This window comes from Corynebacterium sp. S7, assembly GCF_054401105.1.
On the sequence record NZ_CM136760.1, the window covers coordinates 301,515 to 326,199 of the forward strand.

22 protein-coding genes, 3 tRNA genes and 1 other RNA gene are annotated in these 24,685 nt (G+C 58.5%); 17 read left to right on the forward strand and 9 right to left on the reverse strand.

The window, feature by feature from the left end:
* Positions 1–47 precede the first annotated feature (47 nt).
* From ACXZ66_RS01520 to ACXZ66_RS01535, 4 genes are all read left to right on the forward strand, one after another.
* Positions 48–842 (forward strand): VOC family protein, encoded by a 795-nt coding sequence (locus ACXZ66_RS01520; protein WP_458749997.1) that lies wholly within the window; start codon positions 48–50, stop codon positions 840–842.
* Between the two features lie 259 nt (positions 843–1,101).
* A complete protein-coding gene (locus ACXZ66_RS01525) occupies positions 1,102–2,691 on the forward strand; it encodes an SLC13 family permease (protein ID WP_458749999.1) in 1,590 nt (529 codons plus the stop codon).
* A gap of 129 nt (positions 2,692–2,820) precedes the next feature.
* Positions 2,821–2,896 (forward strand) — tRNA-Arg (locus ACXZ66_RS01530).
* 200 nt (positions 2,897–3,096) lie between these two features.
* A complete protein-coding gene (locus ACXZ66_RS01535; protein WP_458750001.1) occupies positions 3,097–4,239 on the forward strand; it encodes an FAD-dependent monooxygenase in 1,143 nt (380 codons plus the stop codon).
* A gap of 29 nt (positions 4,240–4,268) precedes the next feature.
* On the opposite strand, the gene ACXZ66_RS01540 is transcribed toward ACXZ66_RS01535, so the two are convergent.
* A complete protein-coding gene (locus tag ACXZ66_RS01540) occupies positions 4,269–5,297 on the reverse strand; it encodes a prephenate dehydrogenase (RefSeq protein ID WP_458750003.1) in 1,029 nt (342 codons plus the stop codon).
* A gap of 39 nt (positions 5,298–5,336) precedes the next feature.
* Here ACXZ66_RS01540 and ACXZ66_RS01545 point away from each other — a divergent pair, with 39 nt between their 5' ends.
* From ACXZ66_RS01545 to gluQRS, 7 genes are all read left to right on the forward strand, one after another.
* On the forward strand, positions 5,337–5,825 hold the full coding sequence (locus tag ACXZ66_RS01545; RefSeq protein WP_458750005.1) for a tRNA adenosine deaminase-associated protein: 489 nt from the start codon (positions 5,337–5,339) through the stop codon (positions 5,823–5,825).
* 44 nt (positions 5,826–5,869) lie between these two features.
* Positions 5,870–6,298 (forward strand): nucleoside deaminase, encoded by a 429-nt coding sequence (locus ACXZ66_RS01550; RefSeq protein WP_458750007.1) that lies wholly within the window; start codon positions 5,870–5,872, stop codon positions 6,296–6,298.
* A 101-nt stretch (positions 6,299–6,399) separates the two neighbouring features.
* Entirely contained in the window at positions 6,400–6,609 is a 210-nt protein-coding gene (locus ACXZ66_RS01555) for a CsbD family protein (RefSeq protein ID WP_458750008.1), read from the forward strand.
* A gap of 54 nt (positions 6,610–6,663) precedes the next feature.
* A tRNA-Ser gene (locus ACXZ66_RS01560) sits at positions 6,664–6,751 on the forward strand.
* 104 nt (positions 6,752–6,855) lie between these two features.
* Complete coding sequence (locus ACXZ66_RS01565) at positions 6,856–9,306, forward strand: MMPL family transporter (RefSeq protein ID WP_458750010.1); 2,451 nt, start codon at positions 6,856–6,858, stop codon at positions 9,304–9,306.
* Positions 9,307–9,325: 19 nt separating this feature from the next.
* Positions 9,326–10,582 (forward strand): tRNA guanosine(34) transglycosylase Tgt, encoded by a 1,257-nt coding sequence (tgt, locus tag ACXZ66_RS01570; protein ID WP_458750012.1) that lies wholly within the window; start codon positions 9,326–9,328, stop codon positions 10,580–10,582.
* The gene (gluQRS, locus tag ACXZ66_RS01575) at positions 10,579–11,493 is read left to right on the forward strand and encodes a tRNA glutamyl-Q(34) synthetase GluQRS (protein WP_458750014.1); all 915 of its coding nucleotides are present in this window, start codon (positions 10,579–10,581) and stop codon (positions 11,491–11,493) included. The genes tgt and gluQRS overlap by 4 nt, the downstream gene beginning before the upstream one ends.
* Positions 11,494–11,624: 131 nt before the next feature.
* On the opposite strand, the gene ACXZ66_RS01580 is transcribed toward gluQRS, so the two are convergent.
* Positions 11,625–12,599, reverse strand: a complete 975-nt coding sequence (locus ACXZ66_RS01580) for an intradiol ring-cleavage dioxygenase (protein ID WP_458750016.1) — start codon at positions 12,597–12,599, stop codon at positions 11,625–11,627.
* 253 nt (positions 12,600–12,852) lie between these two features.
* Positions 12,853–12,941: transfer RNA gene (locus ACXZ66_RS01585), tRNA-Ser, on the reverse strand.
* 249 nt (positions 12,942–13,190) lie between these two features.
* Here ACXZ66_RS01585 and ffs point away from each other — a divergent pair.
* The 6 genes from ffs (at position 13,191) to recR (ending at position 18,740) form a co-directional block, all read left to right on the forward strand.
* Positions 13,191–13,289: signal recognition particle sRNA small type (gene ffs / locus ACXZ66_RS01590), an RNA gene on the forward strand.
* 183 nt (positions 13,290–13,472) lie between these two features.
* Positions 13,473–14,747 (forward strand): PLP-dependent aminotransferase family protein, encoded by a 1,275-nt coding sequence (locus tag ACXZ66_RS01595; protein WP_458750018.1) that lies wholly within the window; start codon positions 13,473–13,475, stop codon positions 14,745–14,747.
* On the forward strand, positions 14,747–15,313 hold the full coding sequence (locus tag ACXZ66_RS01600; protein WP_458750020.1) for a suppressor of fused domain protein: 567 nt from the start codon (positions 14,747–14,749) through the stop codon (positions 15,311–15,313). Before ACXZ66_RS01595 ends, ACXZ66_RS01600 begins: the two co-directional genes overlap by 1 nt.
* A gap of 17 nt (positions 15,314–15,330) precedes the next feature.
* Positions 15,331–17,628 carry a DNA polymerase III subunit gamma and tau gene (locus ACXZ66_RS01605; protein WP_458750022.1) on the forward strand — a complete coding sequence of 766 codons (2,298 nt, stop codon included), beginning with the start codon at positions 15,331–15,333 and terminating at the stop codon, positions 17,626–17,628.
* 91 nt (positions 17,629–17,719) lie between these two features.
* Positions 17,720–18,049, forward strand: coding sequence for a YbaB/EbfC family nucleoid-associated protein (locus ACXZ66_RS01610; RefSeq protein ID WP_458750024.1), 330 nt, complete (start codon positions 17,720–17,722; stop codon positions 18,047–18,049).
* Between the two features lie 64 nt (positions 18,050–18,113).
* Positions 18,114–18,740, forward strand: coding sequence for a recombination mediator RecR (recR, locus tag ACXZ66_RS01615; protein WP_458750026.1), 627 nt, complete (start codon positions 18,114–18,116; stop codon positions 18,738–18,740).
* A gap of 106 nt (positions 18,741–18,846) precedes the next feature.
* Here recR and ACXZ66_RS01620 read toward each other — a convergent pair whose 3' ends face one another.
* The 6 genes from ACXZ66_RS01620 to ACXZ66_RS01645 form a co-directional block, all read right to left on the reverse strand.
* Entirely contained in the window at positions 18,847–19,248 is a 402-nt protein-coding gene (locus tag ACXZ66_RS01620; protein ID WP_458750028.1) for a hypothetical protein, read from the reverse strand.
* Between the two features lie 637 nt (positions 19,249–19,885).
* Positions 19,886–20,641 carry a type 1 glutamine amidotransferase gene (locus tag ACXZ66_RS01625; protein WP_458750030.1) on the reverse strand — a complete coding sequence of 252 codons (756 nt, stop codon included), beginning with the start codon at positions 20,639–20,641 and terminating at the stop codon, positions 19,886–19,888.
* The gene (locus ACXZ66_RS01630) at positions 20,634–21,917 is read right to left on the reverse strand and encodes a MurT ligase domain-containing protein (protein WP_458750032.1); all 1,284 of its coding nucleotides are present in this window, start codon (positions 21,915–21,917) and stop codon (positions 20,634–20,636) included. Before ACXZ66_RS01630 ends, ACXZ66_RS01625 begins: the two co-directional genes overlap by 8 nt.
* A gap of 24 nt (positions 21,918–21,941) precedes the next feature.
* On the reverse strand, positions 21,942–22,934 hold the full coding sequence (locus tag ACXZ66_RS01635; protein ID WP_458750034.1) for a DNA polymerase III subunit epsilon: 993 nt from the start codon (positions 22,932–22,934) through the stop codon (positions 21,942–21,944).
* A gap of 73 nt (positions 22,935–23,007) precedes the next feature.
* Entirely contained in the window at positions 23,008–23,466 is a 459-nt protein-coding gene (locus tag ACXZ66_RS01640) for a hypothetical protein (protein WP_458750036.1), read from the reverse strand.
* Between the two features lie 149 nt (positions 23,467–23,615).
* Positions 23,616–24,656 (reverse strand): aspartate-semialdehyde dehydrogenase, encoded by a 1,041-nt coding sequence (locus tag ACXZ66_RS01645; RefSeq protein ID WP_458750038.1) that lies wholly within the window; start codon positions 24,654–24,656, stop codon positions 23,616–23,618.
* Positions 24,657–24,685: the final 29 nt, after the last annotated feature.

Consider the following 24,685-nt stretch of genomic DNA (forward strand, 5'->3'; position numbering starts at 1 on the left):
CGCTTGGCCATGGACGTGACCAGTAACACATTATTAATGTAGGGACTATGTCTTCTAACAGCGGAAAACCAGTCTGGATCGACCTATCTACCCACGATATTGAAGCAGCAAAGAAGTTCTACAACGAACTCTTCGGATGGACGTTTGAGGACCAAGGAGAAGATTTCGGCCACTACCACATGATCAAACACGGCGAATCCCTCGTCGGCGGAGCGATGAGTTCGCTCTTTGGCCCAGAAGGCCCGCTCGATGAGCCTGCTAACCCGACCACTTGGGGCGTCTACCTCGGAACGGATGATATTGACGAAGCAGCGAAGAAGGTCGGGGAGAGCGGTGGCACCGTTGTTGTCGAACCGATGGAGGTAGGTGACTTTGGCAAGATGGCGCTGGCCGTTGATCCAAGCGGTGCAGCCGTGGGAATCTGGGAATCTGAGACCCTCGAAGGCGCCACCACCATGTCTGAGCCTGGCTTGCCGTGTTGGTTCGAAGAAATGAGCAACAACTACGATGCGGCCAAGCCGTTCTACGAGAACGTGTTTGGCTGGGAGCCAACCTTCACGCGAGAGGATGGTTCCGAGACTCGCGAGGAGCCGGAAACCGGCTTCCGCTATGCAACGAATTTTCCCCGCGATCGCGTTTCCGCAGGATTGTGTGACGCAGCGGAGAATGTTCAGGAATCCTATTGGAGGGCCTACATCCTCGTCGACGATGCCGATGCAGCGGCAAAGAAGGTTGGGGAGTTGGGTGGCTCAGTGCTTGATGGCCCCCAAGACTCGCCTTTTGGACGTCTCTACACCATCGCCGACCCGCAAGGAGCGCAGCTGCAAATATTGTCAGGATAGTTTCAGCCACCGCTAGCGAGTATGGGAAATTCCTATACTCGGATCGGTCTCACTGCGACGCTACCGCCCCCGTGTGGGGGCGGTATTGGTCTTACTAAAGCTAGATTTCGGGGTTAAAAGTGTGAAGTTCGACGATTTTCCACACTAAATTCCACAAAAATGAGGCAGATCACTAATCTCTTATCCGTCATGTTTCCCGTGCCGTGACGCTTGAGAGAGTGCTTGCGGCAACCAACTGTTAGTAGAAATGGAGGAAGCCGTGAGCCAAGTTGATACTCAAGAGGAGCAAATCCGCGCCCCAGGCGAGGACACTGAAATCCGTGAGCAACGCGAATGGCACCGCCAAGCTTTTGGTATCGTGCTGGGCCTAGGTTTGGGCGCACTCGTATACTTCTTTTTCCCACAGAATGCGGCAGAGGTCGTACTTCAGTCCACCGGCGCTGATCCAGATACGGAATACAGCTACCACTCGATGCGCGTCGTCGCCGCAGTCACTGTCTGGATGGCAGTGTGGTGGATGACCGAGGCCATTCCACTGGCCGCAACCGCGCTGATTCCGGTTGCTGTATTCCCGATCACGCAGGTGGCCACCTTTGCTGAAGTGGGTGCGCCCTATGCGTCCTCCACGATCTTCCTGTTCCTGGGTGGCTTCTTGCTGGCTCTTGGCCTGCAGCGTTGGAACGTGCACCGTCGCATCGCCCTGGGTGTGGTCATGATTGTTGGTACTTCGCCGAAGCGCCTCATCCTGGGCTTTATGCTGGCTACTGGCTTCATGTCCATGTGGGTGTCCAATACCGCGACCGCAGTGGTGATGCTGCCAATCGGTTTGTCGGTGCTTTCTCTTACCGCTGATTCTGTGGGTGGCTGGAAGAACCAGAAGAACTTCGCTACCGCACTGATGCTGGCTATTGCTTACTCCGCCTCCATTGGTTCGTTGGCAACCTTGATCGGTACCCCGCCAAATGCGCTGCTCAAGGGCTACATGGAAGAAGCTCACGGCATCACCATCGGCTTCGGCCAGTGGATGATGGTCGGTTTGCCACTTGCAATCGTCTTCACATTCCTTGCATGGTTCGTGCTGATCACCGTGTTCAAACCAGAGATGAAGGATATCCCTGGTGGTAAGGATCTGATCCGCAACGAGATTAACAAGATGGGCAAGTGGACTCTCCCGCAGATCATTGCCACGATCATCTTCGTTGCCGCAGCACTGACCTGGGTATTCCTGCCTTTGGCAATGGACTGGTTTGATTGGGACTTTGCTTACGACGACGCCATCGTCGGTATCATTGCTGGCCTTTTGATGTTCCTGATCCCCGCTGACAGGAAGACCGGTGTCCGAATTCTGGACTGGAAGACTGCAAACGAGATCCCATGGGACGTGCTGCTCCTCTTCGGCGGCGGCCTCTCCCTGTCCGGCATGTTCACCAAGACTGGTCTGTCCCTCTGGATTGGCGAGCAGGCAAAGGCACTGTCCGTCCTGCCAACCTTCCTGTTGATCGGTGCAGTGGCCCTGTTGGTTCTGATTCTTACCGAGTTCACCTCGAACACTGCTACCGCTGCGACCTTCCTCCCAATTATGGGTGGCGTTGCTGTGGGTATCGGCCTGACCGATACACCAGCCGGTGAGATGAACGTTCTGTTGCTGACCATTCCTGTGGCACTTGCTGCAACCTGTGCCTTCATGCTGCCGGTGGCAACGCCTCCGAACGCGATTGCTTACGGCTCTGGCTACGTCAAGATCGGCGACATGATCAAGGCTGGCCTCTGGCTGAACCTGATCGCCGTCATTTTGATTACCTTGGTTGTGTACTTCATTGCCGTTCCAGTATTCGGATTGAGTGTCTAAGCACTTAGCTGAATTTGGTTAAATCGACGTAAACGGCTGGGTTGACCAGCCGTTTTGTTGGTTTTAAGTGTCCGGTGTAGAGTTATGTCTCGTTGCTTACGAGATATCGAAAACAACAAAACAACTAAAGCGCCCGTAGCTCAACGGATAGAGCATCTGACTACGGATCAGAAGGTTGGGGGTTCGAATCCCTCCGGGCGCACCACTAAAGCGTACGGCCTCAAACATTTAAGTGTTTGAGGCCGTACGCTTTTTTATTTGAACCTTCAAAGAGGTGCACTTCGCAAGATATCACCATTATTTCACCTGGGCTTTTAGTTTTCGCCGTGCGTTAGGTCCGGCAGGGGGTCGTCGTAAAGCGAAATCAATGGTGCATTTATCCCCTGGGGCACTAAACTGACATATATGGATATCAAATATCCGTTTAAGATCACCCGCCCGAAGGGAGAATCCGTGCCCGCACTCAACATCGTCGTGATCGGTGGCTCCTTGGCCGGTCTGGTGACCGCGCTGGCCCTCGCGCGCACCGGTGCGCAGATCACAGTCATTGAACGCGCGAATCAGCACCGAACCGGCGCGGCCTTGGCCACAAGTCCCGCCGAGCTCACCCGTGCGCTCGGCACCGAACTTGGTACCAGGGTGGCAAGTAGGTTGGCGGGGCCCGGCCGAAGGCTCAGCGGCTCTCAATCCATCGCGTGGCACGACTTACGCGATGCGCTGGTCGACTCGGTCGGGGAGAGTCTGAACGTCACTCTGCGCGAAGGGCTAGAAGCCACGCGTATCGACGAGGGCCCAACCTCGGTCACCGTAGAACTCGGCAGCGGCGAGATAATCGAATCGGATCTGGTTGTTGGCGCGGACGGGCACCGCAGCATTGTTCGAAAAGTTGTGGCTCCGGATCATCCGAATGCGGAATTTGCCGGATATCTCCTCTGGGTTGGCATTGCCGAGGAGCGCGACCTGACACTTGGTGGCAGCTGGCCGGACAACTTTGACATCATCTCTGCGGGCCCGGAAATCTTGCTGGGCTATCCTCTTCCCAGCCCGACGGGAAGCCTTGAACCGGGGCAGCGGCGGCTGGGCTGGGCATGGTACGACGCTGGTCACAACAAGTTTCTCCGCGAGCAGGGAGCCGTGCGCGATGGGGTGGTGCGCCATTCGGTGAAGCCAGAAGATATTCCTGAGCAGATTTATCAGAAACTGGGGCGCAAGGCGCGGAGTCGCTGGTCAGATCCCTGGTTGGCCGCTATTGAGGATTGCGTTGGCAGGCGTGACATTACGGCCACGCCGATTGCGGAGTATGTGCCTAACCGGCTGGTCAGTTCTAGGTGTGCGTTGGTGGGAAATGCAGCCCATGTCCCAACGCCCATGACGGGTCGGGGTTTTGCCGTCTCCGTTGACGATGCGGTTGCTCTCGCCCGGGCCACCAATGGCAAAAAGTCGAGTGAGATTCCTGTGGCCTTGCTGGAATACGAAAACGACCGACTTGCACCAGCCCAAAACCTAGTTCGGTCGGGGCAGCACTTTAGTCGGTCGTTCGGGAGCTAGCACCATGCCAGCGCCGTACTAGCGCCAGCCTAGAACACCTCGATGCGTCCGCCGAGGGACTCAGCCTGGACCAGCTGGCGGACCCAGTTGTGTCCGCCAGGGTGCAGGCGCATCACGGGGCGCGAAGAAATCTTCACCGGAGACACAGATTCTCGACGAGCACCCGAGCGAGCCTCCATGCGAGTGTGCGCGCGGTGGCCGGCATCGACCAGCTCTTCAATGTTTGGCTCATCCGAGTCCAGATCGTTGCGGGCCTTGGTGAGCAGCTCAATCATTTCGTCCAGCGAGTAGACAAGGGCAGCGGCGTTGGTCTCGCACATCGCGCGCACCAATTCAGGCGCCGTGCCTGCAACGCGCGTGGCGTCCTTGAAAGAGCCTGCGGCCAGGGACTGGGCTAAGGTGCCGCCTTCGTCACCGACGATGGACAGCGCCTCTGCAATCACGTGAGGCAAATGGGAGATCCTGCCCACGGCCTCGTCGTGCTTGCGCACAGATGCTGGGACTGCTTCCGCCTTTACTCCGGCAACCATGCGGCACACGTCAGAGAACAAGTCGATCCACTCGGTAGGAACTGGCTCGCCGGCCTGTTCCTTTTCCAGTGCGTAATCGTAGGTGATTACCCACGCAGCGCGGAGGAAAAGTCCAGTTTGGGAAGAGCTCCAACCGGACTTCTCAGTACCGGCCATGGGGTGGCCGCCCACGTAGCGAGATTCCAGGCCACGCTCACGGATGAGATCGTAAATAGGTTTCTTCACGCTGACTACGTCGGTGATACCGCACGAAGGAGCGTGTTCGATGATGTTGTCCAGGACATTTGCAACGGCGTGCATTGGAACGGCGATGACAATCATGGCTCCGTCTGCCTCTGCACGCTGCAGAGTTGCGACGAGGTCATCGGATACGTCGAAGCCTTCTTTAGCGGCGGCACGCGCGCCAGAAGTTGAACGATTAAAGCCGTAGACAGCTGGGTTGCCACCGGCGAGATCGCGCATCAGCGATCCACCGATTAATCCGAGGCCGATTAGGCAAATTGGACGGGAGACATCTCTTGAACTCACAGTGTCAATATTGACACATTCCGACTACTCTGACTAGGCATGGATACCTCTGCGGGTTACCCCGACGGTTTTGCCGTGACCGTCGCGTGGCTAGATGGTGCATGGACGGTGCGGTCTTTCGACGACGATTTCTCTAGTTTTTCCACAAGTGTCAAGGCAGTACGCAATCTCCGCAGTGAGGGAGCGGCGTTCGCGCTGCTCAATGTTGAGGAAGAGTACTTCGTTATCGTGCGCCCGGGCCCGGAGCGAGTTTTTGCATTTATTTCGGACGCAACGATGGCAGTTGACGACGATTTCGCGGCCGACGTCCTCGACGAGCTCGGCATCGACGTTCCCGATCTCGACCCAGATGAGCTCGATCAGATCGAGGGCTGGGCTGAGGGCGATTTCGATATTTTGGAAGATCTCGGTATGTCGGAGGAGCTTTTGAGCGTGCTTGCCGACGACCAGGACTCGGATCCCTCGGAGATTATCCAACGGATCGCAGATGAGATCGGATTTGGCGAAGAGCTGGAGAACGCCCTGTAGTGGCAGAGAAACTGTCTGCGTTGGAAAGGCGTGCTACGGAGCGAATGCGGCGGGCTTTGGAAGTTGCGCGCGAAACTCCCGAGGGCGATATCCCGGTTGGGGCGGTGGTTTTTGGTCGGGATGGGCGTGAGCTGGGTTGGGGAGTGAATCGTCGCGAAGCGAATGGCGATCCCACCGCGCACGCCGAGGTGGAAGCCATCCGTGCTGCCGCCCGCGCGCTGGGCACGTGGCGGTTGGACGGCTGCGAGCTAGTGGTCACCCTGGAACCCTGCACGATGTGCGCGGGCGCGATTGTCGGGGCGCGTGTGGAAAGTGTGGTTTTTGGGGCCTATGAGCCTCGGACGGGGGCCGTCGGGTCCATTGTGGATGTGCTGCGCGATGTGCGGCAACTGCATCGAGTGCAGGTCCGCGGGGGAGTGCTGGAAGAGGAATGTGCGCAGCTTTTGGGGGATTTCTTTGGGAAGCTCCGATGAATTTGCCATCAAATGATAACTAAATTGTTATTTTGCTGTGATGTTTATTTCGTTAACGTGGTTTACGTACCGATGAAAATCGCATTTCAAGGAGAGTGAACATGGCAGATCTGCAGAATGAATTCGACAAGGTATCCGGCAAGGCGAAGGAAGCTTACGGCGAAGCAGCCGGCGATAAGTCTGTCGAGAACGAAGGCAAGGCCGATCAGACCAAGGCTGACTTCAAGGACAAGCTCAACGAGGCAGGCGACGCTGTCAAGGATAAAGCAAACGAAGTGCTGGGTAAGTTCCAGGACAACAAGGACAACTAGTGACAACTAGAGGCAATTTGGATTACGGGTACTTCTACCGTTAATCTAATTCGCGGTAGTGTGTCCGAGCGGCCGAAGGTGCTCGCCTCGAAAGCGAGTGTGGGTAAAACCACCGCGGGTTCAAATCCCGCCACTACCGCCAATTGCTTTAAGCCCCTGACCACGCTGGTCGGGGGCTTTTCGTATCCATCAATTACGATGGAGGAGAAAATCTTCAATCGTATTTCGTGAGGAACTCAATTCACTGTGGCGAAACTACTATTCCGGCTCGGACGCTGGTCGTACAAGCAAAAATGGCGGATCGTCATAACTTGGCTCATTCTGCTGGTCGGAGTTGCAGCGGGAGCGTCGAGTTTGGCAAAGCCATTCACGTCGGATTTCGCTATCTCGGGCACTCCCTCGATTGATGCGCTGCACGGTCTTTCGGCGAATTTCCCAGACCAAGGCAACCCAGTCAGTGCCCCGTCGGTGAACCTTGTGTTTGCTGCTCCCGAGGGGGAGACGCTGACCGATCCTGAAAACCGGGCGGCGGTAGACGAGGTGATTACCTACCTCCAAGACAACTTGGCCATGACTGGTACGGAGCGCTTCGGCAACCCGGTCGATGTCTCGGCAGCGCAGACGGAAACGATCCTCAATCTCGAAACCGAAATGGGCTTGCCGGAGGCCACCGCGCAAGCTGACGCGGCCAACGTTGCCACGCTCAGCGAGGATCAACGCATCGGCTACACCACCTTCAATTTCGACGCGGAAACCAGCTACCAGGTTGAACAGGCAGACCGTGACGTGGTCACCGATGCCATGCAGCTCGGGCGCGAAATGGGACTGCAGGTGGAAGCCGGTGGTGCAGGTTTTGGCGATCCGATTGAGATCAAAACCACTAGTGAGATCATCGGCCTTGTTGTTGCATTCTTAGTGTTGATTTTCACCTTTGGTTCGCTGGTTGCAGCGGGCATGCCGGTGGTTTCTGCGGTCATCGGTGTGGGTATCGGCGTGATGCTCACCGTTGGTCTGACGCACTGGGTTGAGCTCAACGAAGTGACCCCGGTTCTTGGTGTGATGATCGGCCTAGCCGTGGGCATTGACTACGCCTTGTTCATTCTGTCTCGCTATCGGCAAGAGAGACAGCGCATGCCTGGCCCAGAGGCCGCCGGTATGGCCGTGGGCACCGCAGGTTCCTCGGTTGTCTTTGCCGGTTTTACGGTCTTTGTTGCACTGGTGGCGCTCTCGATTGCGCAGATCGAGTTCCTCACGTGGATGGGCCTGACCGCAGCTTGGACGGTGCTTATTGCCGTGCTGGTTGCCCTGACCTTGATTCCCGCGATGCTGGGTATCTTGGGCGATCGTGCCTTCGCGGTGAAAATCCCAGGCGTGGCCGGCAACCCAAAGCGTGGGGAAAAGGTAGGCAAGGACCTTTCGAAGCAGTCGATGGGCCGACGGTGGATCAACTTTGTCAAGCGCTTCCCGGCACTTGTGATGGCCGTAGTCGTGCTGGGCCTAGGTGCGTTGTCAGCACCGGTGATGGACATGGAGCTCTCGCTGCCATCGGATAGCACCAGTAATACCGATACCACCCAACGCAAGTCTGCCGACCTCATGGCCGAGGGCTTCGGCGAGGGCGTGAACTCTCCATTCTTGATCATCGTGGACGCACACTCTGTGAACCCGCAGGCGCAGGCACTTGAGCCATATATGAACGCGCAGGCAGACACCGAGCCCGTCACTGCGGCGGCGCTGAGTTCCTTCCTTTACACGGTGGGCGAAATCAAGAGTGTCAACGGTATCAAGCACGCGCAGCTGATTTCCGTCAATGCTGATAACACGGCAGCGCAAATCTTGGCCACGCCAACTACTGGTCCCGACGATCAGCTGACCGTCTCGGTGTCGCATGCCCTGCGCGCAGTTGGTGAGCAGGTCCAAGATGCCACCGGTGTCAGCGTCGGCCTGACGGGTCTGACCGCGGTACAGATGGACATCACCGAGGAACTTGCAGGAGCAATGCCGATCTATCTCGCCATTGTTGTCGGCCTAGCCATTATCTTGTTGGTGCTGGTCTTCCGCTCGATCATGGTTCCTGTTGTGGCTGGTCTGGGCTTCTTGCTCTCCGTTGGCGCGGCCTTCGGCGTGACTGTCCTGGTGTTCCAGGAAGGCCTCTGGGGGTTGGTACACACCCCTGGCCCGTTGTTGTCGTTCATGCCAATCTTCCTCATCGGCGTGACCTTCGGTTTGGCCATGGACTATCAAGTCTTCCTGGTCACACGAATGAAGGAGCAATACACCAAACGAGGGGGCGCCAATTACCACAAGGGCGTGAACAAGGCCGTAGAGGAATCAACGGTGGAGGGCTTCGTGGAGGGCGCCCGCGTGGTCACCGCCGCGGCGATCATCATGATCGTGGTGTTCATCGCGTTCATCGACCAGCCACTGCCGTTTATTAAGATCTTCGGTTTCGCGCTGGGCGTGGGCGTGTTCTTCGATGCCTTCTTCATCCGCATGGCCCTAGTCCCAGCAACGATGTTCCTCATGGGCCGTGCCACCTGGTGGATGCCTAAGTGGCTGGATCGGATCCTGCCTAACCTAGATGTCGAAGGCGCCGGGCTGGAGAAGGAATACGAGGAGAAGCTGGCAGAGCGCCAAGCAGCCTCGCGAGCCAACACACACCCAGACACTACGGAGATTGTGGCGCAGCGGGGATAAAGCCCTAAAGTGGGAAAGCATGACAACCCAGGATCTCACCTTCGAGGTGGGCGACCAGCTTGAACCCGGCCCCGGTCGCCACGGGCGCACCGGTGTGATTCACACCCCGCACGGTGATATTCAGACTCCCGCCTTCATCCCCGTGGCCACCAAGGCCACGGTGAAAACGCTCACCCCGGAGCAGGTTCGCTCCACAGGTGCCCAGGCCATCTTGTCGAATGCCTACCACCTCTACCTGCAGCCCGGCCACGACATTGTCGACGAGGCCGGCGGCCTAGCCAAGTTCGAAAACTGGCACGGGCCCACCTACACCGACTCCGGCGGCTTCCAAGTCATGAGCCTTGGCGTCGGCTTCAAAAAGGTCCTCGCCATGGACACCGCCAATCTCACCCGCGACGATATCCGCGCCAAGGACAAGGAACGCATGGCGCATGTCGACGACGACGGCGTGGACTTCAAGTCCTTCATCGATGGTTCCAGCCACCGCTTCACACCCGAGGTGTCTATGCAGATCCAGCACGGTCTCGGAGCGGACATCATGTTTGCTTTCGACGAGCTGACCACCCTGGTAGACACTTACGACTACCAGGTGGAGTCGGTCGAGCGCACCCGCCGCTGGGCGGGCCGCTGCATCGACGAGCACACCCGACTGACCAATGAACGCACCCACCGGCCAAAGCAGTCGCTCTGGGGAGTGGTGCAGGGGGCCCAGTTTGAGGACCTTCGTCGTGAAGCAACTCGAGGCCTGCTCGAACTTGACCGCAAAGCTACGGAAGAGGGCAAACGCGGCTTCGGCGGCTTCGGCATCGGCGGCGCGTTGCAGAAGGAAAACCTGGGCACCATTGTCGGCTGGGTCACCGACGAGCTGCCCGAGGACAAGCCTCGCCACCTGCTGGGCATCTCCGAGCCGGACGACCTGTTTACCGCGGTCGAGGCTGGCGCCGATACCTTCGATTGCGTCTCTCCGACGCGTCTGGGGCGCCGCGGCGGCGTGTACACGCTCGACGGCCGCATGAACCTCACGGGTGCGCGCTTCAAACGCGATTTTGCGGGTATCGACGAGGAATTTGGCGGCTACGTTTCCAACAACTACTCGCGCGCCTACATCCATCACCTGCTCAAGGCGAAGGAATTTCTGGCGGGCACGCTGTGCACGATGCACAATCTGGAATTTATGATTCGCCTGGTGGACAACATCCGTTTGTCTATTAGCGAGGGCCGTTTCGAGGAGTACCGTGACGAATTTCTGGGCCGGTACTACGCCAACAAGCGATGAGCGGGGCGGGGCGTTACGCACCTTCGCCGAGCGGGGATTTGCATCTAGGTAACCTGCGCACGGCAGTGTTGGCCTGGCTTTTTGCGCGCCGCTCGGGGCGCGATTTTCTGTTGCGCGTCGAGGATATTGATACCGCGCGCTCTTCCCGCGAGTCCGCCGAGCGCCAGATCTCCGATCTGCTTGCCATCGGCATCGACCTCGACGGTGAGGTGCTCTACCAATCCTCCCGTTATTCCGCCTACGAATCTGCCCTTGCCAAATTGCAGGCCTCCGGCCACGTCTACGAGTGCTACTGCTCGCGCAAGGACATCCGCGAGGCCTCTTCCGCGCCCCACACAACGCCTGGGATGTACCCCGGGACCTGCCGTAATCTCACCGAAGAACAGCGCGCTTTACGACGATCGCAGCTCGCCTCCCAGGGACGCGTTCCGGCACTACGACTGCGCTCTTCAGTATCTACGTTCTTTGCTACTGATTATTACGCGGGCCGGGTCGAGGCGCCGATCGATGATGTAATTCTGCGCCGAGGTGGCAACGCCTCGCAGGGCTCTTCGGGTCAGGACTGGGCCTACAACCTCGCCGTGGTCGTTGACGATGCTTACCAGGGCATTGACCAGGTAGTTCGTGGCGATGACCTGCTAGAACAGGCCCCCACGCAGGCTTATCTGGCCTCGCTTTTGGGTGTGCCACCGGTGGAATATGTCCACGTACCTTTGGTTTTGGGGCCCACCGGTGAGCGCCTGGCCAAGCGTGACGGTGCGGTGACGCTGCGTGAGCTTGGCTCTCCTACTGTGGCGGTGCGCTGGATCGGGGAGTCGCTGGGGTTGGCGGGGGCTACTTCTTTGGCTGAGATCCGCGAGCGATTCGACCCAGACTTGTTGCCCCGCGAGCCCGTGGTGTGGCGCGGGTAGGGTGGACATTATCGACCAACCGAAATTTCCCGAATTTTTGAACAGCATTTCCCCAGGTCATTTGTGGTCATGTCAGTGAAAATTCCCGGTTGGTCGATAATGGTTTGCGACCAACCGGGCCCAAGCCAGAACTAGCCCTGTCCGGGAGGCATCATTCCACCGGGGCCGCCAGGGCCGCCTGCTCCACCCGCTCCGCCGGGGCCACCGGACATGGATTGATCCTGCTCGGTGGTGGGATCGATGGGCACCTCAATGCCAGCCTCGAAACCCTTGGTGGCATCGCCGGTGATGGTGGCCATTTGCTGATCCCACCCGTCGGAGAAGACGTTGTCAGATTCCAGAGAAATATTGTTCAGGTTGGTCATGGAATTGCCGTACCCATCAAGTGCATACACCGAGGTAGCCGACGCTTGATCCAACGCAATCTGCGAGGTCAAGATGTTATTGGTGGAATCAGTGATGCTATCGCGGTCGGGGAAGACCTCAAAGTGGATGTGTACCCAGCGCCCCGCATAGCAGCCGGGGAAGATGGTGTTGAAGGTGACTTGTCCATACTTGTCGGCTACCTGCACACCGCGCAGGTAGGTCTCGTTTTGCAGGGCGGAGTCGTACATCGAGTAGCGACCTTCGGCATCACAGTGCCAGATATATACAGCAGCACCTGCCATTGGTTGGTTGTTGTTGCTCATGTCCAAAATGGTCATGGTCAACGAGAGTGGGACGCCTTCGGCCACGGTGTCTGTATCAATGGACTTGGTGATGTCGCTTCGTTCCACACCCGAGATCTCCAAAACGTCGGGGCCATTCGAGCCGTCACCGGGGTAGGGACCTTGAGTCTCTGACTTCATTTCGGTGAGATTCGCGGCGGCCTGTGAGGTCGCACTGGCAGCAGATGTTGCTGCGCTGGTAGCCGCCGTGCTTGCTGCAGTGGAACCTGATGGGGTGCACGCAGCCAGTGCGACGCCCGCACCACCGATTCCGATGAATCCCAACATCTTCCTGCGGGAGAAGACGGTGCCTAGGTCGAACCCAAGCCCTTGGTCCTCGAGATCTTCGGATTGGTTGGGCAATACTCTGCCTTCGTATTTGCGCAATTGCTCAGCCATAGCTTGGAAAGCCTTTCTTGTTCGGATGTGGACTGATAACAACAAGCTAAAGGGAATTTCTGGGATGGCCCTGCGATATGCCTAGAGATGAAAAAGCAGATTCCTGCGAAATAATCGACCAAATGGCAACTGTATGTGGGTTTCTGGCTAATTTCGTACCATATTTGTTTTTGTTTGTGTCCGAATGGACGTTAGCGCAACTTAGGGAAAAGAAAAACCAGCTTCCCGAAAAAGCGGGAAGCTGGTTTCCATGTGGCGGAGGATAAGGGATTTGAACCCTTGAGGGTATTGCTACCCGCACGCGTTCCAGGCGTGTGACATAGGCCGCTAGTCGAATCCTCCATGACGTTTGCGTGACGCTTACGTCGAGGCATAACTTTATCTGATCCTTCCCAAATCGACAAAACGGCAGGCCAGGGCATAAAAGTAGAAAGAATGTGGCGCGAAATTCACGCGAACGTGCCGCAAAAAATGCAATAAATCTGCAACCTGCAAGCACATCCCCGGCCCTAACCTGGCCCCAATCTGGCCTCAATCCGGACCCAGCCCGGACCTATTTGGCATTGGCTGGGTGCCCCGGCTAAAGTGAGGGTCAGGATCTCACGCGGTGCGTATCTTGTGAACTCCCCCAGGGCAGGAATGCAGCAAGGGTCAACGAGCTCTAGCAGGTGCGTGAGGTCCCCTTTTTATGCCTCACTGCAGCCCGGCACCGGCCCGGCACCAGCCCGGCACCAGCCCGGCACCGGCCCGGCGCAGGCCCAAACCCGGCCCGAAGAGCGCAAAACTCGAATCTCGGGGTTGCCCCTGCAGTCATGTCTATGGTCTGACTACGATGTAGGTCAATACTGTTTTCAAAGAAGAAAGCTAATGCATATGTCGCTGCTGAACCTCGATTCCAACGAACTCGCCAAGCTGTCCGAGCAAGTGCGTAAGCAATACGAAGAGCTCAAGGCAAAGGGCCTCAAGCTCGATCTCACGCGAGGAAAGCCAGCGGCAGAGCAGTTAGATTTTTCCGACGAGCTCCTGGGGCTTCCAGGCAAGGGTAACTTTCTGTCTGCCGATGGCGAGGACGTTCGCAACTACGGCAATCTCAAGGGCATTTCAGATATCCGCTCTATCTGGGCAGAACTGCTGGGCGTGCGCCTGGACCAGATCGTCGCGGGCGATTCATCCAGCCTGAACATCATGTTTGACCTGGTCACCTGGTCGTATATGTTCGGCAACAATGACTCGGAGCGTCCGTGGAAGGACGAGGAAACCGTGAAGTGGATCTGTCCGGTCCCGGGCTACGATCGCCACTTCACCATCACCGAGACCCTGGGCTTTGAAATGGTCACCATCCCGATGCTCGAGGATGGCCCAGACATGAACGCCGTCGAGGAACTGGTTCAGGATCCACAGGTTAAGGGCATGTGGACCGTGCCGGTATTTTCCAACCCCTCCGGTGTGAGTTTCTCTGAGGAGGTCGCTGACCGCCTCGCTGCGATGGAGACCGCGGCACCTGATTTCCGCATTGTCTGGGATAACGCCTACGCGGTGCACCCTCTCAACCACGAGTTCCCAGTGCTACACAACGTCGTCGATAAGGCAGAAAAGGCCGGCAACCCGAACCGTTTCTGGGTCATGGCTTCCACCTCGAAGATCACCCTGGCAGGCGCGGGCGTGTCCTTCTTCGCCTCCTCCACGGACAACATCGCGTGGTACACCTCCATCGCGGGCGTGCGCGGCATCGGCCCGAACAAGGTCAACCAGCTCGCCCACGCAAATTACTTCCACGACCTCGAAGGCGTAAAAACCCTCATGCGCAAGCATGCAGATAGCCTGGCTCCAAAGTTTAACGCTGTGCTGGACATTCTCGACGAGCGCCTAGGCAGCTACGAGGTAGCGCGTTGGTCGCGTCCAGAGGGTGGCTACTTCATCTCCGTTGATGTCATTGATGGCACCGCCTCGCGTGTCTGGGAGCTTGCCAAGGACGCAGGCATCAAGCTCACGGAGGCGGGTTCGTCGTTCCCGCTGCATAAGGACCCGAACGACCGCAACATTCGCTTGGCCCCGTCGCTGCCTCCGCTCGACGAGGTCGTAGGCGCGATGGACGGCTTCGCTACCTGTGTCCTGCTCGCGGCGATTGAGAAGCTGGAGGGCAAGTAATGACGGCCGATGAAAAGGCCGTCTGGCTCTCCAACATCTACGGAGAGATCGCGTTGCAAGATATCGAGGGACGTCGCATCGCTTTTGCCACGCTTCACGACGATTATAGGATCGCCAACACCGTCGGATTCTCTGACGTGGACACCGGCCTTGTCATGCAGACTGCCCCTTCTGTCGAGGTACGTTGTGAGCTGGCAATTGGCTCGTCGCAAGCAAGCGATGCAGAGCTTGCCGCCGCAGTGGTTGGCGCTTGGAACCTCATCGAATCCGGCGACTACACCGTGCAACCCGGCATGATGCTGCCAGACTTTGTACAGCACACCGCGCTTAAAGAATTGAAGGATCTCACTGTCGAGCATGCCGTGCTGCGTGAGCCCACCTGGTTCCCGCAGGGCACCCCGAATTATTCGGAGCCGGGCCGGGTGACGCTCATGCTTGAGCTGGTCTTGCTTACCAATGATGAATTCGTCATTGCTAACGAGCGCGGTATGGACAAGCTGGATACTCGTCTGCGTCGCCGTCGCACGGATGTGGGCGATATGCGCCGGGACAGGGACGAAGATTAAGAAGGTAGGGTAATTCCGTGGCTTTGTACCGGAAATATCGTCCCGCAACGTTCGCGGAAGTTGTTGGCCAGGAGCAAGTAACCCGGCCCCTGAGCAATGCGTTGGACTCAGGCAGGATTAATCATGCCTACCTGTTTTCTGGTCCGCGTGGGTGTGGCAAGACTTCGTCGGCACGCATCTTGGCGCGCTCGCTGAATTGCGTTGAAGGACCGACTTCGACGCCGTGTGGTGTGTGTCCGTCATGTGTCTCGCTGGCTCCCGGCGGTAGCGGCAACCTTGATGTTACGGAGCTTGACGCGGCCTCGAACCGTGGCGTGGAAGACATGCGTGAGCTGCGCGATCGGGCGTATTTCGCGCCGGCGGATTCGCGTTATCGCGTCTTCATTATCGACGAGGCCCACATGATCACGGCCGAGGGCGCGAATGCCCTGCTAAAGATCGTGGAGGAACCGCCAGCCCACCTGATTTTCATTTTTGCGACCACCGAGCCCGAAAAGATCATCGGCACAATTCGCTCGCGTACGCACCATTATCCGTTCCGGTTGCTCACTCCGCAGGCGATGCGTTCGCTGATTGAGCGCACCGTCGAATCCGAGGGTGTCAGCGTCGATCCAGATGTGTATCCGCTGGTCATCCGTGCCGGTGGCGGTTCACCTCGTGACACGTTGTCGCTTTTGGACCAGCTCCTTTCCGGCAGCGGCCCCGAAGGCCTCACCTACGAGGCGGCCCTGCCGCTTTTGGGCGTGACCGACGAGGGCTACATTGACACGATGGTCGACGCGCTGGCCACCGGCGACGGCGCCTCGGCCTACCAAGTCATCGACCAAGTTATTGAGGCAGGCCACGAGCCACGCCGGTTCGTCGCGGACTTGCTCGATCGCCTGCGCGATTTGATCGTGATTCAAAACGTGCCCAATGCCTTTGGCCAGGGCTTAGTCAGCGCGCCAACCGACCGTGCCGAGGTGCTCACCGCCGAGGCCGCGCGCTTCCAGCCAGCACATTTGGCGAAGCTCGCCGAGGAAGTCAACGACCGCATTTCCGCAATGCGCTTTACGACGAGCCCCCGCCTCCTGCTCGAGATCATGGTCGCGCACCTCTTGGTTGTTCCGACCTCTGGCGTATCTGCAGCACCGGCGGTTGCTGCATCTGGTGCTGCTTCTTCAGCTGGCGACGCTTCTGGCTCGGTGCAGCGCACCCAGCCCACACGAGGTGGGGGAGCGGCGGCTGCCCAAGCAGCTGCAGCGGCGGCGGCAGCCGGGAAGCCGAAGAGCTCGTCGACGCCTGCGCCGCGTCAGGCACCACGTCCAGAGCCAACCCCGGCACCAACCCCGGCACCAGCCCCATCTCCAGCCCCAGAACCCGCGCTCGAAAAGGCTCAGCCGACTCCGGACTTGTTGGACACGATCAAAGAGAACTGGACCGAGTTGCGCCAGTATGTTGGCTCGAGGAACAAGATCGCCGAGATCATGCTTACCGAGGCTCAAGTCCTAGGGATGGAAGATTCCACCCTGGTCATCGGGCACAACACGGGCGCGCTGGCACAACGGATCAACTCGGAGCGCAACAACGCAGATATCGTGGCGGCGTTCTCCGAGAAGCTTGGCACGCGCGTTGCAGTGAAGTGCGTCGTGGGAACGGATCCGCAGGCTGCGGGTTTTGCGCCTGCGAAAAGTACACCTGAGGTCTGGAACCCATCGTCGTCCGGTGCGCAGCAGGCGCAGGAGCCAGAACCGGAGCCTGAGCCTGAACCCAAACAGGAACCCAAACAGGAACCCGAGCCCGCAGCTCCGGCAAGCGGGTGGGGTGCGCCAGCGGCGATTCCTGGGCAGCAGTCCCCGCAGACTCAGCCAGCCCCGGTAGAACCTACCCAACCCGCTTCGCAGAAGCGTCCCGAACCGGCAGCTCCGCAGGACGATTGGCGAGCGATTGCAGCGCAAGCTGCGCAGCGCCCCGCCGAACGCGAAAAAGCTGCTCGTGACGAGATCCCGCTTCCTCCCGAACCGATGGATGACGCGCCGCCTCCGCCCGACATGTATGAGCCGGCAGCGCCAGTCCAGCAGCAGCCACCGCAGCCACAGCAGCCAGCCCAGCAAGCACCGGTGCCCGAGCCCGTCCAGGAACCAGTCCAGCCGACCCAGCAGGCTCAGCCGACCCAGCAGGCTCCGTCTCCGGCACCCGTCGAGGAATACTCACAAGAGGCGGAAGAGCGAGACATGGTGGACCAGACGAAGGAACCTGCACAGTTCGATCGTCGCGACGCGACTGCCGTAGCCATGGAACTCCTAGAACGCGAACTCGGCGCGAAACCACTGTAGTGCTGTGTTCGCTGAAGGCGAGCGCCGATTGTGGCCGCGCGCGCTAAACTGGGCGACGATTAACCCGACACCCAACGGAAAGTAGTTAGCCATGACCCAGCCAGATATGAACGAACTGCTCCGCCAGGCAGCAGAGATGCAGGCGCAGCTGCAGAAGGCTCAGGAAGAACTTCTGAACACTAACGTGACGGGCACCGCAGGCGGCGGTCTGGTCGCAGTGACCATGACTGGTGGCAGCGAGGTCACCGATGTGCAGATCAAGAAGGAAGCCGTTGACCCTGAGGATGTAGAAACCCTCCAGGACCTCATTCTGGCTGCTTACCGCGATGCGCACAGCCAGGCGAGCCAGCTCGCGCAGGAAAAGATCGGCCCGCTCGGCGGCGGTGCCGGCGAGGACAGCCCTTTCGGCAACTTCGCCTAAGCTCGCACGCCTAACACGCACCCTCACGCCCGGTTTCTACCGGGCGTTTTTGTATGCTGGAAGAATGTTTGAAGGGCCGTTACAAGATCTTATCGACGAATTCTCGCGCCTCCCCGGCATCGGCCCAAAAAGTGCTCAGCGCATTGCGTTTCACTTGTTGAAGACTGATCCCGAGGATATCGACAGGCTGCGCGCTGCTCTTGCCGCGGTGCGCGACGGGGTGAGCTTCTGCCGCATTTGCAACAACGTTTCCCGTGACGAAGTGTGTCGCATCTGCGCGGACTCTGGTCGCGACAAGACCACCATCTGTGTTGTCGAGGATGCCAAAGATATTCAGGTGATTGAGCGCACCGGTGAGTACCAAGGGCGCTACCACGTGCTCGGCGGATCGCTGGACCCGTTGGCAAATGTCGGGCCGAAGGACCTGGCTATTTCTTCGTTGCTGCAACGCATCGGCGGGGTTCTGCCGGACTTGGAAGGCGATGAGGCACCAGAGATCAGCGAGGTCATCCTGGCAACAGACCCAGATACTGAGGGCGAGGCCACCTCGTCGTACCTAGCCAGGTTGCTGAAGGACTTCCCGAATCTGACTGTTTCGAGGCTCGCTTCCGGTATGCCGTTGGGTGGGGACCTCGAGTTTGTGGACGAGCTTACGTTGTCGCGTGCGCTGTCGGGCAGGCTGAAGCTCTAGCAGCTCTAGCAGGTTCCAGCGTGGTCGATTCCGGAATCGACCACCGCGAAATTTAACCCTGTTTAGGTTCGAAAGCTCGGGTATTAAAACCGTATGGTCGATTCCATTAGAGCTGGACAACGCGCGGTGGCGCATGCCTAGGCTGGGGATACCGACGCAGCGCACTTTGGATGCTTCGCACGTAGGCACAGCTACCATTCTCATCCAGTCGAAGTGCGGAATAGTAGTGGCGCACGATAGGAAACCCAGCGTTGAGCAGGAGTCTCTCTCGGTCCCGTTCCTTTTGTCGCACCTCTTCCGGAATATCGCCATAAGTCCCGTTGTATTTGGTTCTTCCGTCCAGCTCGCTAATGAGGTAACCGTTTATGAGTTGGTCTGCGTAGAAGATATGCGGGCGACCGCGTTCATCCGTGATGAGAATTTTCGCCTGGTATTCAATGCTTTTTACTTGCAGAAGATTGGCTTCTAGCAGCCGGAAACGGGAGAGGGACTCCAGTGGGCTGTCCATGTTCGGTTCGGATAAGTCGATCGTGCTGCGGAGTGCTTTAACGCCTTTTGCCCGAGCAAACGGTAGTAGATGTTGGTGAAGTTGGTCTTTGGTTAGGTGGGGGTGTGCCCGCCTTGCGGAATCTGTAGCTACCAGGGTTTCTAGAGTCCCATAAGTGCGTTGCATATGAAGCAGTACCTGAGCCAAACTCACGGTCTGGAAACCTTGACTAGAAGTAAAAGACCGAGATGTGCGCGAGGAAGTCAGAAACCTCGTTCCTGGTCTCCACTGTGACTTCGGCGGTGGCTTAGTTCCGTGGGGCAAGGTGAGATCGAGCGTTGATAGGGGAGACAGCGTTCGTATTCCGAGAGCACGGGCACCTGCAATTCCAGTCAGTGCTGCCTTCCGGGTGAATGCAGTGGTGAGTTTAATATGAGTGATTTCTTCGGGAGTGAGAAGTTTTGGTGTTCCACATTTGTTAGCATCTACCAGGAAACTTTGGTGTGCAGAACCAAAGACTTGGGCCTGTGGATAACACAAGTTATCCACAGGCCCAAGTTGCAAGCGTGGTCGATTATGGTATCGACCATGCCTAGATAATGTGCGAAATGTCAATCATAAATGCCCGAAAAATCCGTGTGGTCGATTCCGCCGAAAGCTACTTAAGCCTCTCCAGACGCAACCGGTCGATCTCGCCGATCTCCAGCGGCTCAAGCTCAGCCAGCGGGATGTCCATCGCGCGTGCCAGCAGCAAGTCCGCCAGCTGCGGGTTACGCGCCAGCGCCGGGCCGTGCATGTAGGTGGCAATCACGGAACCTTGCACAACACCCTCGGCCTTGCGCTGCTCGGCGCCGTCGGGCAGATCCATCGTGCTGGTGACATCAGTGTTGCCTACGCCGCGAGTCAGGCGGCCAAGCGGAGCTGCATTAGCGCCCAGGACTGTTCCACCCATGTGGTTTTCAAAGCCAGTCAATGGTTCGGTGAGCTCCGCGGTGATACCAGCATGGGTGGGGTAGGAGGTCACCTCACCGATTGCACGGGTGTGCATGGGGGAGGTGGTGGCGTCGATAAGCCCAAGGCCGTCAACCTGCTTACCCGAAGCGTGGAAGGACTCGCCGAGCACCTGCATGCCCGCGCACACCGCGAAGATGGGGCGACGGTCGATGGCCGCGCGGACCAAGCCCTTGTCTGAAGAGAGGTGCTCTGCCGCAAGGATCTGCGCGGAGTCCTCGCCGCCACCCATGCAGTAGATGTCCAAGCCTGCGGGAACGGGCTCGCCGAGGCGCACCTGCACGATCTCTGCTTCTATTCCGCGCCAGCGGGCGCGCTGGCGCAGAACGAGCGCGTTGCCGTCGTCGCCGTAGGTACCCAGCACATCAGGGAGGATAAGCCCAATAGAAAGTGAATCAGTCACGGTAGTCCTCCTGCTTGGTAATGTCGCGCTTCAGATCTCTAAACGCGGTGTAGTTTGCTAGCACTTCCACGCGCCCGGCAGGGCATGCGCGAATCGCCTCGATTGGGTCATGGATAAGTTCGTGATCGATGTCTGCGTAGAGCAAACGCACAGCCAGGTCGGTTCCGCGCTCGCCGGCAGCTTTGACCGAGACGCCCTCAAAGTCCTCGAAGCGCACGTCCCAGAGCCACGAGAGGTCCTCGCCGTCGGCGACCTGTCCGTTTACGGCAATGACCAGGCCGTCAGCATCGCGGTTGACCATGGACAACGCCTCCTGCCAACCGGCGGGGTTCTTCGCCAGCAGGAAGTGCACTTCCTTGTCGCCGAGGTGCACCGTGGAGTAGCGACCCGCCACGTTGTCTACCTTTTCAGCAGCCGAGACCGCAGATTCCAACGGCACGTCGAAGCCCTCAACAGCTGCGGCAATTGCCTGAGCTGCGTTGCCGCGGTTCGCGTTGCCCGGCAGCGTGAGATTGAGTTCCACCAGTTCGCCGGTGCGGGTGCGCAGGCCCTCTTCGCTAACCACCCAGTCAGGGGTGGGCCGGCGGAAGGTCGTGCCGTCGGGCAGAGGCTTCACGGCGTACCAGTGATCAGCCGTGCGCACGACGTGGCCACCTCCACGCGGGCTGGTAACGGAGTCCCCGAGCCAACCAGCACCTGCAGCCACCCAAATCACGTTCTTCGCGTCCCACGCCACCGAGGTCATCAGCACATCGTCGCAGTTGGCAATAATTAACATGTCGGGGTGGGAGCTCACAGCCTCGCGCAGTGCCTGCTCAATCTTGTTAATCTCGCCAACACGATCGAGCTGATCGCGCGAGAGGTTGAGCAAAACCAGGGCTTGCGGCTCCAGCTTGTCTGCAACTGAAGGCACATGCAGCTCGTCGACCTCAAGCACAATATGCGAGGCGGACGGATTGGCCATCAGCGCGGAAATAATGCCGGCGTCCATGTTGTCGCCGCCCTCGTTGGTGGCCACGGTGTACTTGGTTTTCATCGCCGCGGCCAGCATACGCGTGGTCGTCGACTTACCATTGGTGCCGGTCACTAATACTGCAGGGCGCCCATTTGCCAAGTTCGCCATGATCGATGGATCTATTGCTCCGGCAACTAGGCCGCCGATCATGCCTCCCTCGCCACGACCTGTGGCGCGCGATGCGGTGGTTGCTAACTTTGCTGCGGTTTTGGCAACGCGAGTGCGCAGCTTACCGAATCGACCTTTTGGTGTAGAACTCATGAGTCTACGATACCGAATTGTGCACTAGTTCCGAGTGCGAGCCACAGCTGCCAGGAAATCTTTATCGCTCACCAGCGGGATTCCTTTTCGCTGCGCGTGCATGGCTTTTCCCCGCAGGTCAGCTGTGACGTTGCTGATTACCAGCGACGCCGTCCGAGAAAGCTTCTCCGAATACGTCAGTCCAGCGCCAAGACCAGCCTCAATCAGCTCATTCGGGTCGATCTGCACATCATCAGTGACCACGAATTCCATGCCAGCCTTCAGACCCGCGTCAGGGTTGTAAAGCCCCGGATTCGGCGCAGCGTTCTCATCCTTTTCTGCATCCACGCGCACGAGGCTGCGCTGCAAACCAAACCGATCGGCCGTCAGCTCCTCGGCAGCCCGCGTGAGTAGCTCACCAGCATCACGCAGTGCAAGATACGTATCGACGAGCACCAGCGTGGCCTCCCGCGAGGTCTCCGCTTCGGGGCGACGCGCGCGCTCCACAGAAGCGGCCGCCTCCGGCGCATCAACGCCGACGCTGTGCGCAACAGCGTACAGGCGGGTGTCACGCAGCGCGTTACCTTGGTGAAAAGCAGAGGCGAGCGTATCGACGATCGCTGCCGGGCGTGGCACATGTCCAACGCGTTGGCGCCTGCGGCCCCGACCCCGGTTGCGTGATCGGTTGGCACGCGCGGCGGCATTCATGGCGCGCCGGGCCTCGGAGACGAGAAATCCCCATACCTTTGGCGCATCGTGAACGACCAGAGTGCGATCGTCGATAAGCTTATCTAGTGCCTTGAGGTGGCGGGAAAACCGCGCGGCCTGCTCGAATTCTTCAAAGGCAACGCCGTGCATGTGGCGTGGGCCTGGGTCGCCGCCGGTGTTGAATACTGCGTGGAACTCTTCGCCTGTTGCGCCGGTGTCATCGAAAGTGACTACGTCGATGGTGAGCAGGCGGCCAGTACTCGGGTGAATCCCGGTGGCTTGCACGTGCACCGCGACAAAGGGGTGCGTCATGTCCTGCGTGGTTGTCATTGTTCAGAGTCTAGTAAACCTATGCAGGACTGTGGCCACAGGTGTGCATCTGGTGGGGAACTAGACCAAGTAACTAGCTAAACAGACGGTTCAGAGAGGTGAAGAATCCGTCGAGCCAAGAATGGCCTGTAGAGGTGCCCGAAGATGCGGAGGCGGCAGTGGTTGTGGTGCTGGAGCCTTCGACGGTGACTCTGACTTCGTCAACGACCTGGCCATTTTCTACCAGGGTCAGAAGCGCGGTTTCTCCCGGTTGAGCCTTCGCGGGAGCTGCGACGCGGAATGTTTCGTTCTGGCTCCAGACACTCCAACCTGCAGGGAGTGTGGCGCTGTTCGCAATCGACGGAGAAACAGAGGAAGCAGAAGGGGTCTGGTCGGAAGAGTCCACCCTGACAAGTGAAATTGTTTCGCCTGGCTTGATCGTTGTATCTTTCCAGTCCGCAGCATTGGCTGTGGGGGCTGAAGGGGAGAATGCGAGCGAAAGAGCCACAATACCGCTGGCAAATGCAGCGCCGATGCGCCTCGATGCAGCCATGTAGTCACCATTCTTTCTCAAAATAGAAAACGTCCATCGACCAGTCTCCCTCTTGGGAGGGACGGGCACAACCAACGTTATCTATTTGAGATGAAAAGGTAATGAAAAGCCGATTTAAAGTAATACTATCCACCGAAGCGGATAGTTGTTTACTTCCCGTTAACCAGCAGTTCAGCGATCTGAATGGTGTTCAGAGCCGCGCCCTTGCGCAAGTTATCGCCGGACACCACGAATACGAGTCCGCGGTTGTCGTCGATAGTTTGATCTTGGCGGATACGACCCACCAAGGAATCATCCTTGCCTGCAGCTTCCAGCGGGGTAGGAACCTCAACAACGGTCACACCAGGTGCAACCTCGAGCAGGGCCTTGGCTTCCTCAGGAGTAATAGAATTAGCGAACTCCGCGTGCACAACCATGGTGTGGCCGGTGAACACAGGAATGCGCACGCAGGTGCCCGACACCTTTAGCTCTGGGATGCCCAGAATACGGCGGGACTCGTTGCGCAGCTTCTGCTCCTCGTCGGTTTCGAAGGTGCCATCGTCGACGAAGTTGCCAGCCATTGGCAGGGCGTTGTATGCAATCGGAGCAACGTAAGGGCTGGTGTCTTCCACCTGGAGTGCAGAACCATCGTGGACCAGATCCACGTTGTGCTCGCCGATGGAAGCCACCTGCTTTGCCAGCGCCTCAACGCCAGCTACGCCGGAGCCGGAGACTGCCTGGTAGGAAGCAACGCGCAGGGTGGTCAGACCAGCCTTTGCATGCAGCGCGGACAGTACCGGCATGGCGGCCATGGTGGTGCAGTTCGGGTTTGCGATGATGTTCTTCTTCAAATCCTTCAGGTCGTCAGGGTTGACCTCGGAAACTACTAGAGGAACGTCGGTGTCCTTGCGCCAAGCAGAGGAGTTGTCCACTACCTTCACGCCAGCCTGAGCGAAGACTGGTGCCCACTCCTTGGAGGTGCTGCCGCCAGCAGAGAACAGAGCAATGTCGATATCAGAGATGGATTCTGGGGTGACCTTGGTCAGGTCCTCGACTTCGAGCTCTTCGCCGCGGAAGACAAGCTTCTTGCCCGCCGACCGAGGGGAAGCGAACAGGCGAACCTTGTCAGCTGGGAAGTTGCGCTCTTCGAGGATGTCGCGCATGACCTGGCCGACCTGGCCGGTGGCGCCCACAACTGCAATCGTGGTCATTTCGGAAAATCTCCTAAGTCTTAGAAAAG

Bases quoted from the DNA above. Each gene is read 5' to 3' on its own strand.
- ACXZ66_RS01535 (WP_458750001.1), top strand. From the start codon at position 3,097: ATGGATATCAAATATCCGTTTAAGATCACCCGCCCGAAGGGAGAATCC.
- ACXZ66_RS01520 (WP_458749997.1), top strand. From the start codon at position 48: ATGTCTTCTAACAGCGGAAAACCAGTCTGGATCGACCTATCTACCCAC.
- ACXZ66_RS01620 (WP_458750028.1), bottom strand. From the start codon at position 19,248: ATGGACAGCCCACTGGAGTCCCTCTCCCGTTTCCGGCTGCTAGAAGCC.
- tgt (WP_458750012.1), top strand. From the start codon at position 9,326: ATGACAACCCAGGATCTCACCTTCGAGGTGGGCGACCAGCTTGAACCC.
- recR (WP_458750026.1), top strand. From the start codon at position 18,114: ATGTTTGAAGGGCCGTTACAAGATCTTATCGACGAATTCTCGCGCCTC.
- gluQRS (WP_458750014.1), top strand. From the start codon at position 10,579: ATGAGCGGGGCGGGGCGTTACGCACCTTCGCCGAGCGGGGATTTGCAT.
- ACXZ66_RS01640 (WP_458750036.1), bottom strand. From the start codon at position 23,466: ATGGCTGCATCGAGGCGCATCGGCGCTGCATTTGCCAGCGGTATTGTG.
- ACXZ66_RS01545 (WP_458750005.1), top strand. From the start codon at position 5,337: ATGGATACCTCTGCGGGTTACCCCGACGGTTTTGCCGTGACCGTCGCG.
- ACXZ66_RS01635 (WP_458750034.1), bottom strand. From the start codon at position 22,934: ATGACAACCACGCAGGACATGACGCACCCCTTTGTCGCGGTGCACGTG.
- ACXZ66_RS01595 (WP_458750018.1), top strand. From the start codon at position 13,473: ATGTCGCTGCTGAACCTCGATTCCAACGAACTCGCCAAGCTGTCCGAG.
- ACXZ66_RS01610 (WP_458750024.1), top strand. From the start codon at position 17,720: ATGACCCAGCCAGATATGAACGAACTGCTCCGCCAGGCAGCAGAGATG.
- ACXZ66_RS01550 (WP_458750007.1), top strand. From the start codon at position 5,870: ATGCGGCGGGCTTTGGAAGTTGCGCGCGAAACTCCCGAGGGCGATATC.
- ACXZ66_RS01645 (WP_458750038.1), bottom strand. From the start codon at position 24,656: ATGACCACGATTGCAGTTGTGGGCGCCACCGGCCAGGTCGGCCAGGTC.
- ACXZ66_RS01580 (WP_458750016.1), bottom strand. From the start codon at position 12,599: ATGGCTGAGCAATTGCGCAAATACGAAGGCAGAGTATTGCCCAACCAA.
- ACXZ66_RS01555 (WP_458750008.1), top strand. From the start codon at position 6,400: ATGGCAGATCTGCAGAATGAATTCGACAAGGTATCCGGCAAGGCGAAG.
- ACXZ66_RS01630 (WP_458750032.1), bottom strand. From the start codon at position 21,917: ATGAGTTCTACACCAAAAGGTCGATTCGGTAAGCTGCGCACTCGCGTT.
- ACXZ66_RS01600 (WP_458750020.1), top strand. From the start codon at position 14,747: ATGACGGCCGATGAAAAGGCCGTCTGGCTCTCCAACATCTACGGAGAG.